This is a genomic window from Vibrio sp. STUT-A16 (assembly GCF_026000495.1).
GTDB lineage: Bacteria > Pseudomonadota > Gammaproteobacteria > Enterobacterales > Vibrionaceae > Vibrio > Vibrio diabolicus.
In genome coordinates, this window is sequence record NZ_AP026765.1 from 2647661 (window position 1) to 2664252 (window position 16592).

At 46.3% G+C, this 16592-nt stretch carries 15 protein-coding genes; all 15 read right to left on the minus strand.

The features are described from left to right. Window positions 1–65: 65 nt before the first annotated feature. The 15 genes from OO778_RS12555 to OO778_RS12625 all read right to left on the minus strand — a co-directional run bounded on the left by OO778_RS12555 (window position 66) and on the right by OO778_RS12625 (window position 16589). The gene (locus OO778_RS12555; RefSeq protein ID WP_085342930.1) at window positions 66–1190 is read right to left on the minus strand and encodes a flagellin; all 1125 of its coding nucleotides are present in this window, start codon (window positions 1188–1190) and stop codon (window positions 66–68) included. A 117-nt stretch (window positions 1191–1307) separates the two neighbouring features. Beyond that, window positions 1308–2441 carry a flagellin gene (locus tag OO778_RS12560; RefSeq protein WP_005393103.1) on the minus strand — a complete coding sequence of 378 codons (1134 nt, stop codon included), beginning with the start codon at window positions 2439–2441 and terminating at the stop codon, window positions 1308–1310. 506 nt (window positions 2442–2947) lie between these two features. Then, a complete protein-coding gene (locus OO778_RS12565) occupies window positions 2948–4102 on the minus strand; it encodes a flagellin (protein ID WP_006743025.1) in 1155 nt (384 codons plus the stop codon). A 423-nt stretch (window positions 4103–4525) separates the two neighbouring features. Continuing rightward, entirely contained in the window at window positions 4526–5719 is a 1194-nt protein-coding gene (gene flgL, locus OO778_RS12570; protein ID WP_005393113.1) for a flagellar hook-associated protein FlgL, read from the minus strand. A 13-nt stretch (window positions 5720–5732) separates the two neighbouring features. Beyond that, the gene (gene flgK, locus OO778_RS12575; RefSeq protein ID WP_074190998.1) at window positions 5733–7673 is read right to left on the minus strand and encodes a flagellar hook-associated protein FlgK; all 1941 of its coding nucleotides are present in this window, start codon (window positions 7671–7673) and stop codon (window positions 5733–5735) included. Window positions 7674–7833: 160 nt separating this feature from the next. Beyond that, entirely contained in the window at window positions 7834–8760 is a 927-nt protein-coding gene (flgJ, locus tag OO778_RS12580; RefSeq protein WP_074191303.1) for a flagellar assembly peptidoglycan hydrolase FlgJ, read from the minus strand. Between the two features lie 16 nt (window positions 8761–8776). After that, a complete protein-coding gene (locus OO778_RS12585) occupies window positions 8777–9868 on the minus strand; it encodes a flagellar basal body P-ring protein FlgI (protein ID WP_005393118.1) in 1092 nt (363 codons plus the stop codon). A 43-nt stretch (window positions 9869–9911) separates the two neighbouring features. Continuing rightward, window positions 9912–10691, minus strand: coding sequence for a flagellar basal body L-ring protein FlgH (flgH, locus tag OO778_RS12590; protein WP_005393120.1), 780 nt, complete (start codon window positions 10689–10691; stop codon window positions 9912–9914). A gap of 30 nt (window positions 10692–10721) precedes the next feature. After that, window positions 10722–11510 (minus strand): flagellar basal-body rod protein FlgG, encoded by a 789-nt coding sequence (gene flgG / locus OO778_RS12595; RefSeq protein WP_264909933.1) that lies wholly within the window; start codon window positions 11508–11510, stop codon window positions 10722–10724. Window positions 11511–11528: 18 nt separating this feature from the next. After that, window positions 11529–12278: a flagellar basal-body rod protein FlgF gene (gene flgF / locus OO778_RS12600; protein ID WP_005382031.1), complete on the minus strand. Its 750-nt coding sequence runs from the start codon at window positions 12276–12278 to the stop codon at window positions 11529–11531. Between the two features lie 289 nt (window positions 12279–12567). Beyond that, window positions 12568–13881, minus strand: a complete 1314-nt coding sequence (flgE, locus tag OO778_RS12605; RefSeq protein ID WP_005393123.1) for a flagellar hook protein FlgE — start codon at window positions 13879–13881, stop codon at window positions 12568–12570. A gap of 30 nt (window positions 13882–13911) precedes the next feature. Next, window positions 13912–14622, minus strand: a complete 711-nt coding sequence (gene flgD, locus OO778_RS12610; RefSeq protein ID WP_005393125.1) for a flagellar hook assembly protein FlgD — start codon at window positions 14620–14622, stop codon at window positions 13912–13914. A gap of 17 nt (window positions 14623–14639) precedes the next feature. After that, window positions 14640–15053 carry a flagellar basal body rod protein FlgC gene (gene flgC / locus OO778_RS12615; protein WP_005393132.1) on the minus strand — a complete coding sequence of 138 codons (414 nt, stop codon included), beginning with the start codon at window positions 15051–15053 and terminating at the stop codon, window positions 14640–14642. 5 nt (window positions 15054–15058) lie between these two features. Beyond that, window positions 15059–15454: a flagellar basal body rod protein FlgB gene (gene flgB, locus OO778_RS12620; RefSeq protein ID WP_005382026.1), complete on the minus strand. Its 396-nt coding sequence runs from the start codon at window positions 15452–15454 to the stop codon at window positions 15059–15061. Window positions 15455–15761: 307 nt separating this feature from the next. Next, a complete protein-coding gene (locus OO778_RS12625) occupies window positions 15762–16589 on the minus strand; it encodes a protein-glutamate O-methyltransferase (protein WP_005393137.1) in 828 nt (275 codons plus the stop codon). Window positions 16590–16592: the final 3 nt, after the last annotated feature.

A 16592-nucleotide genomic window follows, 5' to 3' on the forward strand; every position in this document is an offset into this window, starting at 1 on the left:
CACGAAAAAAACGCTGCCATTGGCAGCGTTTTTTATTACCTGAAGTTTATGCTTTCTTACCAGATTCAACTGAGTAGACCAAGTGCCGAACTTGACCTTTGTTTTGCCTGAGCCAATAACGCAGTTGTCGCATCTTGGAGCACTTGAGAACGCACCATTTCCGTAGATTCTCTTGCGAAGTCTGTATCTCTTATTCGACTCTTGGATTCCGTAACACTCCGATTCACGGTATTTAAGTTATCCACCGAACCATTTACACGATTCTGAAAGCTGCCAATTTCACTTCGGTGCGAATCAACGTACTTGATCGCTGCATCAATCACCCCAATTGAAAGCTGCGCCTTACCAGCCGTCGACATATCGATGTCATCCATTGTGACTAATTGACCAGTGCTTATATCAAGCTCATCCGCTAAACTGCCTTCTAACTCCACTCCTTCTGGCGTATTCATCGTAGAGGCAAAGAATTGCAGTTCATTGTTTTCCGTTACTGAGGCACTCACTACCGATTGTTGAGCATTGATGTAAGTGGCGACCTGTTCTATGCGATCACCCAATTTGAGCCCAATGGATTCCGTTTGGGTTTGCCCTTTACTGTCTTGGTATTCGACTTTTAGAGTTTCGTTATCTTTAGTGACTCGCCAATCTTTATCGACCGCATCACCAACATAATGCTGCCCTCCCATCTCTGGGATATGGCTACGCATATTACGTAACGTCAAAGAGATTGAATTAGCGTTCGCTCCAATATGGAAACTTTGTGAACCGTAAGATCCATCAAACAGGTTTTTATCCGCAAATGTTGTCGTGATCGCGACACGATCAAGCTCATCCTGCAGCGCTACGACCTCGTATTGGATGCTTTGTCGGTCACTGGTATCGTTACTACCATTTGCCGCTTGAAGCCCTAGAGAGCGTAACCGTTGCAAAATATCACTGCTCTCATGTAACGCGCCTTCCGCGGTTTGCGCGACCGAATAAGCATCGTGCGCATTTCTTAAGGCGACATCAAGCCCTCTCGTTTGCACATGGAGAGTATTGGATATCTGTAAACCTGCCGCATCATCACTCGCCGAGTTAATTCGAAAACCAGAAGTGAGGTTCCGTTGTGACTCGACGTTTTGCGCTGCCGCTTGACTCAGGTGTCTCTGCGCCACCATCGCGGCAACATTGGTATTTAAAGAGACCATCTAATCGATATGAGTGCCTTGTCGAACATCCTGTTGGGACGCATCTAAATCGTTATAGCCGATAAGCAAAAAAGCCAGGGATGAGCCTGGCTTTTGTATCTTGTCTTATTAAGGTGATTAACCTAGCAGACTTAGCGCTGAGTTTGGCGCTTGTTTCGCTTGCGCAAGGATTGAGCTTGACGCTTGCGATAGAATTTGTGACTTGGTCATTTGAGTCGTTTCTTTCGCGAAGTCAGTATCTTTGATACGGCTCTTCGACGCGTTCACGTTCTCGTTGATGTTATCCAAGTTGCTGATTGCATGGTTGAAACGGTTCTGGAATGCACCCAGCTCTGCGCGGTGGCTGTCTACGTATTTCAGTGCCGCATCGATGATAGCGACAGATTCTTGTGCGCCACCAACTGAGGTTACGTCGATAGTATCTACCGTCACTTTTTTACCTTCGCCCAAACCTAGCTCGCCAGATAGGCCGCCTGAAAACTCGACTTCGCCTTCGACTTTGTTGTTGCCAGCAAAGATTTGCAGTTTACCGTCTTGGTCTACTGAGGCTTTCACTAGGTCAGTTTGACCGTTAATGTAAGTCGCAAGCTCTTCGATATCATCACCTGCTTTTGCGCTGATGTTGATTTCTTGCTCCTGACCGTAGCTGTCCGTTAGGTTGATTTTTAGGTCGTTCTTACCTTCAGCAACGTTCCAGTCTTTACCTTTACCACTTTCAGCTTGGTAGCTCACACCGCCCATCATTTTGTTGTCTGAACGCATGTCTTTTAGCTCAAGCATCACGGCTTCACCGTTATCCGCACCGATTTGGAACGATTTCGCGCCGTGTGTGCCGTTTAGTAGCTTGTTACCACCGAAAGACGTGGTTTCTGCGATACGGTTTAGTTCGTCGTTTAGCGCGGTCACTTCTTCTTGAATCGCCACACGCTCTGATTTCGAGTTTGAGCCGTTTGCTGATTGTAGAGACAAGTCACGCATACGTTGAAGAATGTTGGTGGTCTCGTTCATTGCACCTTCAGCGGTTTGTGCAATTGAGATACCGTCGTTCGCGTTGCGAACCGCCACATCCAGGCCACGGCTTTGTACGTTCAAACGGTTCGAGATTTGTAGACCCGCAGCATCATCTTTTGCGCTGTTGATTTTGAACCCCGAAGACAAACGCTCCATAGAGGTTTGTTGAGCTGAGTTTGCGTTGTTTAGGTAACGCTGAGCGGTCATCGCTGATACGTTAGTGTTTACATTCACTGCCATGGTGATTTCTCCAATTGATTTTCCGGTATAGCGGTTTCCGACGTCTCGGAAAACCAAGTAGTTCTCTCAAAGTTACCCCTATTAACGACACCAAATTCAGAAGCTTTAGAAAAAATTTTAAAAAAATAACATTGCGAGATTTGGCAAAAAAAATTGAAGAAAAGTAAGAAAAAGTGCTCAAGTTTCCACAAATCGAGCCGAGTGGGCCAAATTGTATAGAAAACCAGCAAAAGGAAACAATTGAAGGTAAGTTCGCAGGCGATAGACGTGAGAATTAGAAAAGAAAAAGCCCCTTTTCCTTTGAGAGAACTGGGGCTAGGTTGGTCGCCAGAGCCTATGTGGAGATCAAGAGAAATGAACACATTTCCGGCATACCGAGTGCAACTTTACATTGAAAATGATTGGCAGGTGAGAGATGAGAGAGCCGCTCATTCTATTATAAAGTTGCTTGCCAAAAGCCTGCATTCCCATCCACGTCTGAATGTATTGAGTACAGGCTAAGTAAACTACTGCAATAGTGACATTGCAGAGTTTGGCAACTGTTTCGCTTGAGCAAGAATCGATGTACCTGCTTGTTGCAAAATTTGTGCTTTGGTCATTTGCGTGGTTTCTTTCGCAAAGTCCGTGTCTTTAATTCGGCTGTTCGACGCGTCAACGTTTTCTTGGATGTTTGCCAAGTTGTTGATGCTGTGGCTCAGACGGTTTTGCTTCGCACCCAAGTCCGCACGTTGTGAATCCACGTATTTCAGTGCCGAATCCAGCACAGAGATAGCGTTTTGAGAACCTTGTACGGTTGTCATATCAATATCTTGTACTGATGTTCTAAGAGGTTCATCGCTCAAACCAAGCTCAGACGCCAATCCACCCGAAATTGAAATCTCACCCTGAACGTTTGGATGTGCAACAAAAACTTGTAACTTGCCATCTTCACTTACAGACGCGTTGATCATATCAGACTGACCATTAATGTACGTAGCAAGCTCTTCGATGTCGTCACCTGCTTTTGCATTAATGTTGATTTCTAGATCATCGACATTGCCGTCTTCGTCTTCACCCATACCTGGCAAAGTGATTTTTAGGTCCGATTTAGCTGGGTCAACGCCCCAATCTTTATCTTTACCGTTTTCCGATAAGAAGGTCACACCGCCCATGCGAGTATCGTCCGCACGAATGCTGGTTAGCCCCATGATCATTGCTTCACCTGAGCTCGCACCAATCTGGAATGCCGCTTCACCGAATGAGCCGTTCAATAGACGACGGCCACCGAATGACGTGGTTTCTGCGATACGGTTTAGCTCGTCAATCAATGCCATTGACTCTTCGTTGATCGCCTGACGCTCAGCCGGAGAGTTAGTACCGTTCGATGATTGGATAGCAAGGTCACGCATACGTTGCATGACAGATGTTGCCTCATTCATCGCACCTTCAGCGGTTTGTGCAATCGAGATACCATCGTTCGCGTTACGCATTGCGACATCTAGACCACGAGACTGTGCAGTTAAGCGGTTAGAGATCTGTAGACCTGCCGCATCATCTTTTGCACTGTTAATCTTATGTCCTGAAGATAAGCGCTCCATCGACGTGTTTAATTCGTCAGTCGCTTTGTTTAGGTAACGCTGCGCGGTCATCGCGGAGACGTTAGTACTAACTGTTACAGCCATTTTGCTCTCCTTTTGAGTTCGCAAGCTTTTGCGAAGCGGCCAGCTTTACTCTCATTTGGATAAGCACTGACCGTAAAAATTACTTGCTAAATCTGCCTTAAACGCAGGGTTTAGAATCTCTAAATCTGTTCTGATATTTTCAATACAATTTGTGTGCCAACTTATAAAATTTATTTCACCGCTTTTAAAAGAATCACATAAACAATAAGTTAGCGTTATCACTAAACCATTTCCGGATAATGAGGCTCATCTTGCTTCATGGATATTGACCGCTACTTTGTTGCCGCCCGACTTGCCTCTTGCATCATTGCCGCTTTGGGTAAAATCGTGCCGCATAGCATGACTCTCAATTTACGTCGATTTATCGCACTTAAGGCTTTGCACATAAGGCATCAAAAATCAGACAGTGTGTCTTAAGTCAGACTAAATATAGTTAAACAACGTTAGATCTTTGGTCTTACCGAATGCTTGTTGCGATGCCTGTAACGCTCGTGAGTTTTCACTGAACTCGATAACGGCTTTAGAGTAATCCAAATCCTCAAAGTTGCTCTTCGCTTTCGCCAGAGACAAATTAAAGTCTTCGTGGTTTTGCTCTTGGATATCGAGCGTGCTCAATCGAGCGCCAGCATCAGTACGCGCTTTATTCAAATGGATAAAAGCAGCGTGAAATTCTTCTGTCATTTGGTGCAATTTGGCGGTCGCCGACGTATCCGACACCGATTTATCTGACCACGCCATTGCATCCTTGAAGGTATCGAAAATGCTGAACTCAGCCCGCTTTTCGATCTCGATGCTGTCGCCAGGCGTAATTTGACCTTTTACGTGCACTTTCAGGCCTTTGTACTCAATGCCTTTTTCTGGAGAAAACTCATCGGCATCCACGACTTTACCGTTACGCTCTAGTTGGTAACCAAATTTGCCGTTGTTCATATCGACAAATGTCACGCGATACGCCGCATCATCCTTCGTATCAACGTTAGTGGCTCTGTTTAATAGCAACTCAGAACCGTTTTGTAGATCGTAATTCGGCTGATAATCGCCAAATGGGTTTGGTATCTCCATAAACAGCTTGCTGCCAGGATCGTTCATTGGCATCTCAAGCATGCTGGAGACTTTCATTTTGCGCTGGTAATCGTCTCCAGCGTACTGAACACTACCGTCTTTATCGCGATAGAATGGTTGGCTTTTTGGCTTAGTGCCAGCAAACACGTAGTTACCAGATTCATCTTGCGAGTTCACTAAGTTAAGGAAGTTGTTCGCAATCTCTTCTAGCTCACGCTTCTTTGCTTGTCGGTCTTCCGCAGAAAACGCACCGTTAATCATCTCCATCGTTAAGCGCTTCGACTCGTCGGCAAAGTTCTCTGCATTGGCAATATTAACTTCGTGGTTTTCTAGACGATTACGCACCAACACTATCGAGCTAAGATATTGTTGTAGCTGTTCTTGTTGCTGACTAATATTTTGAATGTAATGCGACGCAAGGGGATCGTCGCTAGGTTTCAGTAATTTTTTCCCTGAAGCAAGTTGCTCTTGGTTATGGTGAACCTTATTCTCTTGACGACGCAAATCATTTTGTACGGACTGATAGTTATGGAAACTAGAAATTCGGGTTAGCACTTATCTCTTCTCCTTACCTCAGTTGTAAAATGGTATTGAAGGTATCATTCGCCGCTTGCATCACACGTGATGAAGCCATGTACGCTTGTTGAAACTTCATCATGTTGGCGGCTTCTTCATCGAGGTTAACGCCAGAGATAGAAGCAACGCGCTCTTGTGCCGCTTCATGCTCTAAGCGAGCGACAGAAGCTAATCGGTTTGCTGTAGAAGATTTCAATCCGACTTCAGTATTGAGGTTGTGATAAACATCAATCAAAGTACTGGATTTTCCGTCCATCATCTTATCTGTTTGGATCTTCTGCATTTTTCTCAAGTTGCCATTACCACCTTCCGAAGGCACCAAGTTAGCGGTGAACTTGTCATTCATCAGCGCACCTTCGCTCAGCTCAAATACAGTCGCATCGCCGTTTTTATACAGCGGATGACTTTTCGGCACTGAGATTTCAATCATCGGGTTATCTTTGTCTAGCGGGTATGAGTATTTGTCCGATAGCAAATTGCCTTTGTTGTCCGTGATCTTTAACCATGGCTTATCATGTTTCTCGTCGGCTGGTTGTACGGTGACCTCAAACTCTTTGACATCCCCCGCCTCACGAATTTTGAACTTGGCGTTACCTTGAGCAAAAGTGGTTGAAGCTTCATAACTTTGCGCTGCAATGGCTTTTGCATCATTGGTTTCCATCTTGATGATGGCTGCGCCACTTCGTGTTGGGCGCAATAATACGCGCTCACCAGCGGCAAGACCTTCACCGATTTGCACTTTCATACCATCCAGAACAAACGAAGAATCTGATTGATCAATGCTCAACGACATTTGCTCACCTTTCGGTGTTGTCACGCTATACTGGTCGCCATCATAACGCAGCGAATATTCACCACCTTTGATCGCTGAAATATCATCAATGTAAACCGCAACATCTGCTTGAGAGTCAGGCGCAGCAAAAACTCGAGATTTTGCCACCAGCTCAGAGTTCACGTCGGTAAATACGTCTTTACCTATCTTACCGTTAAGATCCAGACCTTGAGATTGCAGCTGATTAATTTTGTAGGAAAAGCCCGTCGCTAAACGGCCCATTTCATCCTGAAGTTGTGGAATGTGTTTGTCGCGCATTTCAAGCAAGGCACCGATTTTGCCATCCATGTCGTCAGACTTGATCGCTTTAATGCCATCCCCTTCCACCATTGCTAAGCGTCTTTGGTGAACATCAGGATAGCCGTCAATCATTTTGAGCTGGCTTGCTTCCGTGCCCGAAACTAGCGTGTGTCCATTGCCGATGTGAACATTAAACCCTTCCGCATTTTTGCGTGGGGTTACGGTTACTTTGGTGTACTCAGATAGCTCAGTAACCAGCTTTTCATGCTGGTCCATCAAATCATTATGTGGACCGGGTGTGCGCATCATTAACCGATGCACATCGCGGATTTCCAAGGCAAGTTGGTTCACGCGTTCAATGCCCATATCCAATTTTTTATTGGTCACATCAGATTGCAATCGCACGGTTTCATGGAAGTCATTTAATGTATCAGAGAAGATTTTCGCCTTTTCCAATACCACTTTTCGTGCCCCCAAATCGTTAGGGGTATCTGCCATGGTTTTGACCGCATCGAACCACTCGTTCAAGTTCTCTGGAATTTTCTTCGATGCAACTGAGCTCAACATGCTAGAGAGCATATCAAGATTGTCTTGGGTATCCGTTTTGTTGGCATTGTTGGTCGACGACAGGTTCAGTTCATTCACGGCAAACTGATCCCACGAGCGGCGAACATTTTCCACATGCACACCCATGCCGTAGGTAGAACCACCGAACATGCGCGGATCATTCGTGCCTTGGATAACAGACTGACGGCTATAACCCTCTGTATTAACATTAGAAATGTTATGACCAGTGGTGTTTAATTGTCTCTGAGCAGTAAGCACACTTTGAGTACCTACATTCAGAAGATCTGACGCCATACATGCCCCCAAAAACGAAATATAAATCGGCAAAACCGATCACCTAGACACATTAAAAGCAAAAGATGTGCCAAGTGATAGAAAGGCATAGATGTTCAGATAAAGTGAAGGCTTGCACTATAGCAAGCCTTCGAGAACGCCATAAATTGTCGCAGAGACATTACATACTTTCGATTTTATCCTTCACCTGCAGGACTTTGTCTGCGTAATTCGGATCGGTCGCGTAACCCGCACTGTGGATACCGCGAATAAACGACTCTGAATTCCCGCGTTGCTGCAATGCTGTCTCGTAACGTGGGTTGTCATTCAAAAATCGTACAAAGTCATTAAAGCTGTCTTCGTAACTTGAGTAGGAGCGAAACGCTGCCGTCTCTTTCACTGGCGTGTTATCGTGGAACTCTAGAGTTTGAGTCGTCACTTTGTCACCCTGCCAGCTTCGATCTGCTTTGATGTTAAATAAGTTGTTGCTGCTGCCACGCGCGTTCTTCACGACCTTTTGTCCCCACCCCGTTTCCAAAGCGGCTTGCGCAAGTAGCAGAGATGGCTCGACTCCTAGGGCTTTCGCAGCTTTCTCCGCGTATGGCTTCATCGAGTTAACAAAGGATTCTGGTGAATCGAATCGAGTGGGTTCATTGCTTGGTCGAGATAGCTGACCAGATTCAATCAAGCGCTGTTCGATCTCACGCGCTTTTTTCGGGTCAACACGACGATATTCCACGGCATTATTTGCCGCATCACGCATTGCCGTTTCACTCTTGTCGTTACCTTGTCCAGCCGTTAATTGCTTAACAATCATATCGGCCAGTCCCATTGAACCAGACGAACTCAATTCACTCGCCATCTGTTCATCCAACATTTGTCGGTAGAACTTCTCGTTTTGGCTGTTCATCATGTTGGACTCAAAGCCCTCATTGGCTTCACGCATGGATTTCAACATCATGGAGGTGAAGATCGATTCGAACTGACGAGCAGCCGCATGCAATGCTTCTTGCTCGCCATCTTTTCCCTCTTTCACTGCTTTTTGACGCAGAGTATCCAGAGAACTGATGTCATGGATAAAACCAATGTCGTTAGGATTGTTCATTATACCTACCTCCTAACCATTAAATGATGATCAACTGGCCTTCAATGGCACCAGCTTGTTTCAATGCTTGTAGAATTGCCATCAAGTCCGAAGGCGCAGCTCCGACTTGGTTCACGGCACGGACCAAATCATCCAACGTTAAGCCAGGTTCGAACTTAAACATTTTTCCTTGCTCTTCGCTGACTTCGATATCCGAGTCTGGTACGACAACGGTTTGCCCACCAGAAAAGCCGTTAGGTTGGCTAACATTCAGGTTTTCTTTGATCGCAACCGTCATGCCGCCGTGCGTTACTGCTGCTGGTTTAAGACGCACATGCTTACCAACTACGATGGTGCCCGTGCGAGAGTTAACGATGATTTTGGCTGCACCATCTGCTGGGTCGAACTCTAGGTTTTCGATTGCCGATAAGAACGCAACACGCTGGCTGACGTCACGAGGAGCACGCACGCGTACTGATGTCGCGTCAACAGCGCTCGCCATTTGTGGGCCAAGGAAGTTGTTTACAGCATCCGCCATACGTTGAGCCGTTGTGAAGTCTGACTCAAGCAAGTTGAACGTGATGTAATCACCACGACCAAATGGGTTTGGAATTTCGCGCTCTACTGTCGCACCACTAGAGATAAGACCAACGGTTGGATTGTTACCTACGATTTTTGAACCGTCAGCGCCTTCAGCACTGAAGCCGCTCACCACTAAGTTACCTTGAGCAACCGCGTAAACTTGACCGTCGAGACCTTTGAGGAACGTTTGTAGTAGCGTACCACCACGCAAACTTTTAGCACTTCCGATGGAAGAGACAGTCACGTCCACTTGCTGACCCGGTTTAGAGAAAGGCGGCAATTCTGCCGTAACCATGACTGCGGCAACGTTTTTAATTTTTGGCTTTGTGCCCGGCGGCATCTGAATGCCGAAGTTTTGCAGCATGGCGGCGAAACTTTGCTCTGTAAACGGGTTCGCTTCACCCGTACCAGGTAAGCCTGAAACCAAACCATAACCCACGAGTTGGTTGCTTCGTACACCTGCCACTTGCGCGACGTCTTTGATACGTGCGGCTTGGGCTACGGTAGAAAACAGAGCAACGCTCATCAGTACTAAAAGGAGTTTTTTCATGCTTACTTATCTCTTGCAGTCAAATTGCCGTCAGCACGGCGTGTTATAGCGCTACATTAAAGAATCGTGCCAAGAAGCCTGGCTCTTGCATATCTTGTTGCAAACCAGTGCCAGAGTACTGAATTCTTGCGTTAGAAACGCGATTTGATGCAATGGTGTTGTCGAAATTAATATCATCCGGACGAATAGTGCCACTTAAACGTATGTACTCATCACCCGTATTTAGCGTCATCCACTTCTCACCGCGGATCACGAGGTTGCCGTTTGCCAGTACTTCGATCACCTCAACAGTGATGTAACCACTGATGCTGTTGCTCTGCTTTGCAGAAGAGTCACCTGCAAATGAGTTGGAGTTGTTTAAGTCATAAGAGAAATTGTATTTGCCACCAATTTGCAGCTCTTCTCCGCCCACTTGAAGCGGGTCCATTTGCGCTTCATTGGTTTTCGATAAATCGGCATTGGCGCTTTTCGTGGCGCTGGTAGTCTCATCCAGTGTCACGGTAATAATGTCGCCAATACCACGTGGCTTGGAATCGTCGTAAAGATCGGTAATGTGCTCGGCGCTAAACAGTGAACCTGTTGCAGCAGCATAATGCTCAGGTTTCTTTTTCGGATGAATAGGAGCCCATGCAGGATCACCCGCAACCGGATCGCTTCTGCCACGCAGTGTATCCACGATACCGCTGCTCTCTTCTTTCGATTTATCGCCTTCTACCGCGTCAACCACCGTCGTTGCTTGTGTCACTTCATCCGTTTCAATCGGCTCTAACATGGCACAACCCGACATCGTGGCAATCAAAGCAAGTAGACAAATACGTTTCATCGTGAGCTCCTCAATTCTTGCTCTTAACCGTTATAACTGCTGGTTAACGAAGCTCATCATCTTATCGACTGACGAGATCACTTTTGAGTTCATTTCGTAAACGCGCTGGGCTTCGATCATGTTGACCAACTCCTCCGTTACATTCACGTTAGACGCTTCCAGCATGGATTGACGGATTTCACCCAAACCTTCCAAACCAGGAACACCTTCTTGTGGATCGCCACTGGCACCCGTTGGTAAGTAAAGGTTCTGGCCAATTGGCTCTAGGCCTCCTGGGTTAACAAAGTCTGTAATGGTTAGCTGACCAACGACTTGGTTGTCTTGCTGACCACGGACTCGAACCGATACTTCACCATCCGTACCGACAGTGATAGAAATCGCATCTTCTGGAATCACAATTTCAGGTTCTACAGGGTAGCCAGAACCCGACGTGACTAACGTGCCTTCACCATTTAACGTGAACTGACCGTTACGGGTGTAACCGATGTTGCCATCCGGCAACGTCACTTGGAAGAAGCCGTCGCCTTCAACCATCATGTCCAGTGCGTTGGTCGTTGTCTGCGCATTACCATGCGTGTGCACTTTTTGCGTCGCAACCACTTTAGAACCCGCACCTAGCATCAAGCCACTCGGAAGCTCAGTGTTCTGAGATGATTGGCCGCCAGGCTGGTTGATGTTCTGATAGAACAAATCTTCGAATACCGCACGGCTCTTTTTGTAGCCGACAGTAGAGGCATTCGCCAAGTTGTTCGAAATCGTGGCAATGTTGGTTTGTTGGGCGTCTAGACCTGTTTTACTTACCCATAGTGCTGGATGCATAGTGAACCTCTAACTCTGTTAACTCATACGAAGCAGTGAATCTGAAGATTTATCCATTTCTTCAGCTGTGCTCATCATCTTGACTTGCATTTCAAACTGACGTTGTAAGTCAATCAATGCGGTCATTTCACCTACGGCATTCACGTTACTGCCTTCAATCGCTCCTGTCTGGAGGCTAACAGTAGCGTCTGCTTCGTAAGGTTGGTTTGGAGTTTTATGGCGAAATAAGCCATTGGTGTCTTTAAATAAGCTTTGATCATTAGGCTTAACAAGCTTGATGCGATCAACCGCTTGGAATTCTTCCGCCGGGGCACCTTGAGGAAGCACAGAGATGGTGCCATCCCGACCGATTTCAATTTTAGAGAGAGGGATAGGCAAAGTAATCGGCGCATCGTTTTCACCCAGCACCAAATGGCCACTTGCGTTAGTAAGCATGCCATTTTGATCGACTTTTAGGTTACCGTTACGGGTCAACCCTTCTTTACCCGTGTGATCGAGTACCGATATCCAGCCGCTGCCTTCAATCGTCACATCCAGATCACGCCCTGTTGTAATCACGCTACCTTGAGCAAAGTTATGCCCTGGACGCTCTGTCATGCTGAAAACACGTGAAGGATGGCCTTCACCATAAGCCTGCATTGAGCGAGCCTGCGCTAAATCCGCACGAAACCCTGTCGTGCTTACGTTAGCCAAGTTATTAGCACGCAATTGTAGTGCCTGCATATTTTGCTTGGCCCCACTCATTGCGAGAAACAGTGCGCGATCCATAAATTACTCCAAAAACTTCTCTGTACACGGAGTAAAAGCAATAGTTATGCCAACACAAAATGAGCTTATTTATCAAATATTTAAATAAGAAACAAAAGATTAAGAGGGGTTTCAGTGGCAGAAAACTGCAACAAGGGGCAAGGTTTTGATCCACATGGCGGCAACGGCGGCAAATCAAAGATCAAAGCATGCTTAACCTGAACTGAGGTATTTTCAGGCTAAGCATCAGATGAATGTCATGATGTTATCAAGCCAAGCGGCGAAAGCTCGCCTAACTTGATGATGCAGATTATCGGATCTGCAGGATATTTTGTTGTAGCTGGTTGTGCACTTCTAGCGAACGTGAGTTTGCTTGGAAGTTACGCTGAGCAGAAATCAGGTCCACCAGCTCCTGCGTCATATCAATGTTTGACTGTTCCAGCATACCGTTGTTGATGGTGCCAAAAGAGCCTTTGTTAGATTCACCCCAAATCTTGTCACCAGAGAACTGAGTTGAATCCCATTGCGTACCGCCCTTCTTATCTAGACCTTGCTCGTTTGGAACACGTACTAGCGCAACACGACCCAATGTGACGTTTTCACCGTTTGAGTAAGTCCCCATTACGCTGCCGTTTTCATCGAAGTCAACTTTGGTTAGGAAACCCGTTGTTGCACCGTCTTCATCGAACTTAGTCAGTTCGAACGGAGCAGCAAACTGTGTTGCCGAGCCTAAACCGAAGTTAAGCGTCTGCGCAGGATCGGCACCATTCATATCGACTGGTGTCGTGTTCGTCGCCGGATCGCCTAATGCCACAGACGTAATTGGCTGACCATTGTTCAAGCTCGCCAACGTACCATCGTTGTTGAACTTCATGGTATGACCCACATGGCCTGTTGGCGTTTGTGCATCACCTGCCGCAACGTTTAAAGGCTTTTCGCCTTCTTTATCTGTCACGGTGTAGTAAGTGTTCCAAGTGTTTGGCTGAGTCTGATCTTTCAAGTAGTAGGTCGTTAGCTTGTAAGACTGACCCATCGAGTCATAAATAGTCGAAGAAGTTGAACGGTTGTATGTATCTGGGTCTGAAAAATCAAACTGAGTTGGATCTTTCAAATCGCCGTTTGCTGGCAAGTTCACGCCCACTTCAATGTTTGCTGTTTGCTTTGGCTTACCAAATTCAGCAGGAATATTGATAGGTTGTGGCTCGTATGAAGAAACCTCACCAGAGCTTGGATCCACTTGGTAACCTAATAAGAACTCATCGTTCGCGGTCACCATGTAGTTTTCTTTATTTAAATGAAATGCACCATTACGTGTCAGTTCATTCTGTTGTGGAGTCAGACGCTCCTTCGCCACGGCGAAGAAACCTGTACCCGAAACACGCAAATCCATTGGGTTGTTGGTGTAAATGCTTGAGCCTTCATGGAACTGCTGCGCCACTTGGCTTGCTTGCGCACCACCACCCGGTGTGGTTTTTGCGTTAGTAAATAAAGAGTTAGAGTAAACATCAGCAAACTCAGCACGGGACTCTTTAAAGCCGTACGTGTTGGCGTTCGCAATGTTGTTACTGGTGGTGTTCAAATCCAGTTGGGCGGCGGACAAACCGCTTAAAGATACATATGACATTCCAAAATCTCCTAATCTAGCGAGCTATGACTACGCTTTGCCGACTTCCAAAACTTCTGCAAGTCGAACTGGCGATTCAAAACCAGCCAGATTGAGTAATACGTTTCCGTCACCTTTGCCGAGCAATACGCTGTTTACGTTGGCATATGTCGATACTGGGAACTCTTGCGACTCCCCTTCAACTAAGCCAGACGCTTTCACTTTGTATTTGCCAGCAGGCAGTGGATTTCCGCTTTCATCTTTACCGTCCCAAAGCACACGCGTGTCGCCGGCTGGTTTCGCCCCTACCTCAAAAGTACGAACCAGTTGGCCAGCTTCATCCTCTACACGAACAAACAGATTATCGATAGATTGTGAAAGCTTAACCATTGCCGCCATTGGCGCGTCGTCCTGCTTCACACCTGCCGCTCCTGGGACCAATACGTCACGTCCTACCAAAGAGGAAGCTTGTAACGCTTGGTTTGATGTCATTGACGAGTTCAAACTCTCAAACTGAGTGTTCATCTTGCCAATGCCATCAACGGTCGCAAATGAAGCCATTTGCGCAATCATCTGGTCATTACTTACCGGCTTAAAAGGGTCCTGTTGAGACAATTGCTTCGTGAGCAATGATAAGAAGTCTTCCTGTTTTAGGTCTTGCTTACCCGTGCTCTCTTCCGTCTTCTTGTTGCTCTCTTGTAGACTTTTAAGCTGGTCGATATAGGACAAGCCGCTTTGACCAACGTTGTTAATTCCGGCCATACGCTACCTCCTTATCCTTATTGACCCATCTGCAGCGTACGCAGCAGCATTTGTTTACTAGAATCCGCTACTTGCACATTGGTTTGGTATGCGCGAGAAGCTGAAATCATGTTCGCCATTTCTTCCATTACATTCACGTTCGGCTTGTAGATGTAGCCTTCTTCGTTTGCAAGGGGATGGTCTGGGTTGTACTCCGCACTCAGCGGTTTATCGCTTTCTACAATGCCCATCACTTTCACTGGCACCGTATCACCGCCACGCATGGCGTTACTTAACTCAGCTCCAAACACAGCATGGCGCGCTTTATAAGTGTCTTTCGCAGAGCTGCTGACACTGTCGGCGTTCGCCAAGTTGCTTGAGGTAGTGTTCAGACGAACGGATTCAGCGCTCATTGCGGAACCTGTCACATTGAAAACGTTAAATAAGCTCATCTAAATTATTCCCCTTTGATTGCTTTGGTTAAGTTCTTGAATTTGCTGCCTAGAAAATCGAGTGATGCTTGGTGTCTGATTTGGTTTTGCATAAACAAGTTACGCTCTAAATCCAAGTCTACCGTGTTGCCATCACCCGTATCAGGTTGCGTAGGAAGACGATATAGCTTGTCCCCGACCAACGTTGTAGTGGCAGGAATATGCCTACCATCCGTACGACTAAGACCAATGCTTGCCCCAGATGTTGCCGCTTGCAGTTCCTTCGCAAAGTCTAAACCTCTTGCTTTGTAACCAGGCGTGTTGGCTTGTGCAATGTTGGTGGAAATCACCTCAGCATTGCGCTCACGTACGCCCACCGTGTGCTGGTGGATGCCTAGTGCATTGTCAAAAGATATAGCCATGTTTGCCTCTACAATTAAGAACTGACCGTGATTGATAACCAAAAAGCAATTAGCATGCCAAAAACATAAAGCGCTCTATCTACTTAATAGCTATCACCCATTGGAATAGCAATAAGTGAGCCAAAGTGACTGGAATGTCATGTCGTTTCACCTTGTTCACTTAATAAAGATACACCGTGATGAGGGAACAAAGCAAAATCGCGCTTCAATTTAGCAAGTGAAAACGTGGAAACACTCGAAGGCAGGAAACCAGCAAACAAAAAAAGCCTGACACTAGGTCAGGCTTTTTATCAATGAAGAGATACCGCTATTTAAGCTTGTAAATGATACCCGGATTACAGCGCACCATTTCAAATTTATCAGTCAGACCAGTTAGCGACTCTGATGCCCCTAACAGCAGATAACCACCTGGGTTTAAGCTGCTCGCCATTTGGTTAAGCACTTTTGATTTCATTTCCGGTGAGAAGTAAATCAGCACGTTGCGACAAAAAATAATGTCGAACTTACCCATCAGTGCATAACTGTCCATCAAGTTTTGTGGACGAAAGTTCACCAAACGTTTGACGTTGTCTTTGACTTTCATACGGCCACCGTCCGCATCCTCAAAGAAGGTGCGGCGACGTTCTGGTGAAAGTCCGCGCCCTAGAGCCAAATTGTCATACACACCTGCACGACACATTTCGAGCATACTTGCTGAAATGTCTGTTGCTGTAATAGACACGTTTGGTAACAAACCCGGCTTGCGCTGTTGCGTTTCCAGAATCGTCATTGCAATAGAATACGGCTCTTGGCCCGATGAACTGGCTGCAGACCAGATCTTGATTGGGCGCTTGCTTGCCGCTACTTCTGGCAATAATTTGTCAGCTAAAACTGTGAACGGATAAGTATCTCGAAACCACAAGGTTTCGTTAGTCGTCATCGCGTCCACAGCGGCCACTCGTAATTCACGATTGCGCCCTGTAACAACATCACGTAGCAAATCTGATAACGATGCGAGCTTAAACTTCGTCACTAAAGGACTCAGTCGGCTACGCACAAGGTATTGCTTGCTATCACCTAACACGATGCCACATTGCGATTCTAGAAAACGGCTAAAGTCACGATACTCTTGATCACTGATTGTAATAGCAGTCATTAA

Excerpts from the sequence above, each read along its gene's own strand:
- OO778_RS12555 (WP_085342930.1), bottom strand. The coding sequence starts at position 1,190 with ATGGTCTCTTTAAATACCAATGTTGCCGCGATGGTGGCGCAGAGACAC.
- OO778_RS12560 (WP_005393103.1), bottom strand. The coding sequence starts at position 2,441 with ATGGCAGTGAATGTAAACACTAACGTATCAGCGATGACCGCTCAGCGT.
- OO778_RS12565 (WP_006743025.1), bottom strand. The coding sequence starts at position 4,102 with ATGGCTGTAACAGTTAGTACTAACGTCTCCGCGATGACCGCGCAGCGT.
- flgK (WP_074190998.1), bottom strand. The coding sequence starts at position 7,673 with ATGGCGTCAGATCTTCTGAATGTAGGTACTCAAAGTGTGCTTACTGCT.
- OO778_RS12585 (WP_005393118.1), bottom strand. The coding sequence starts at position 9,868 with ATGAAAAAACTCCTTTTAGTACTGATGAGCGTTGCTCTGTTTTCTACC.
- flgH (WP_005393120.1), bottom strand. The coding sequence starts at position 10,691 with ATGAAACGTATTTGTCTACTTGCTTTGATTGCCACGATGTCGGGTTGT.
- flgG (WP_264909933.1), bottom strand. The coding sequence starts at position 11,510 with ATGCATCCAGCACTATGGGTAAGTAAAACAGGTCTAGACGCCCAACAA.
- flgF (WP_005382031.1), bottom strand. The coding sequence starts at position 12,278 with ATGGATCGCGCACTGTTTCTCGCAATGAGTGGGGCCAAGCAAAATATG.
- flgE (WP_005393123.1), bottom strand. The coding sequence starts at position 13,881 with ATGTCATATGTATCTTTAAGCGGTTTGTCCGCCGCCCAACTGGATTTG.
- flgD (WP_005393125.1), bottom strand. The coding sequence starts at position 14,622 with ATGGCCGGAATTAACAACGTTGGTCAAAGCGGCTTGTCCTATATCGAC.
- flgC (WP_005393132.1), bottom strand. The coding sequence starts at position 15,053 with ATGAGCTTATTTAACGTTTTCAATGTGACAGGTTCCGCAATGAGCGCT.
- flgB (WP_005382026.1), bottom strand. The coding sequence starts at position 15,454 with ATGGCTATATCTTTTGACAATGCACTAGGCATCCACCAGCACACGGTG.
- OO778_RS12625 (WP_005393137.1), bottom strand. The coding sequence starts at position 16,589 with ATGACTGCTATTACAATCAGTGATCAAGAGTATCGTGACTTTAGCCGT.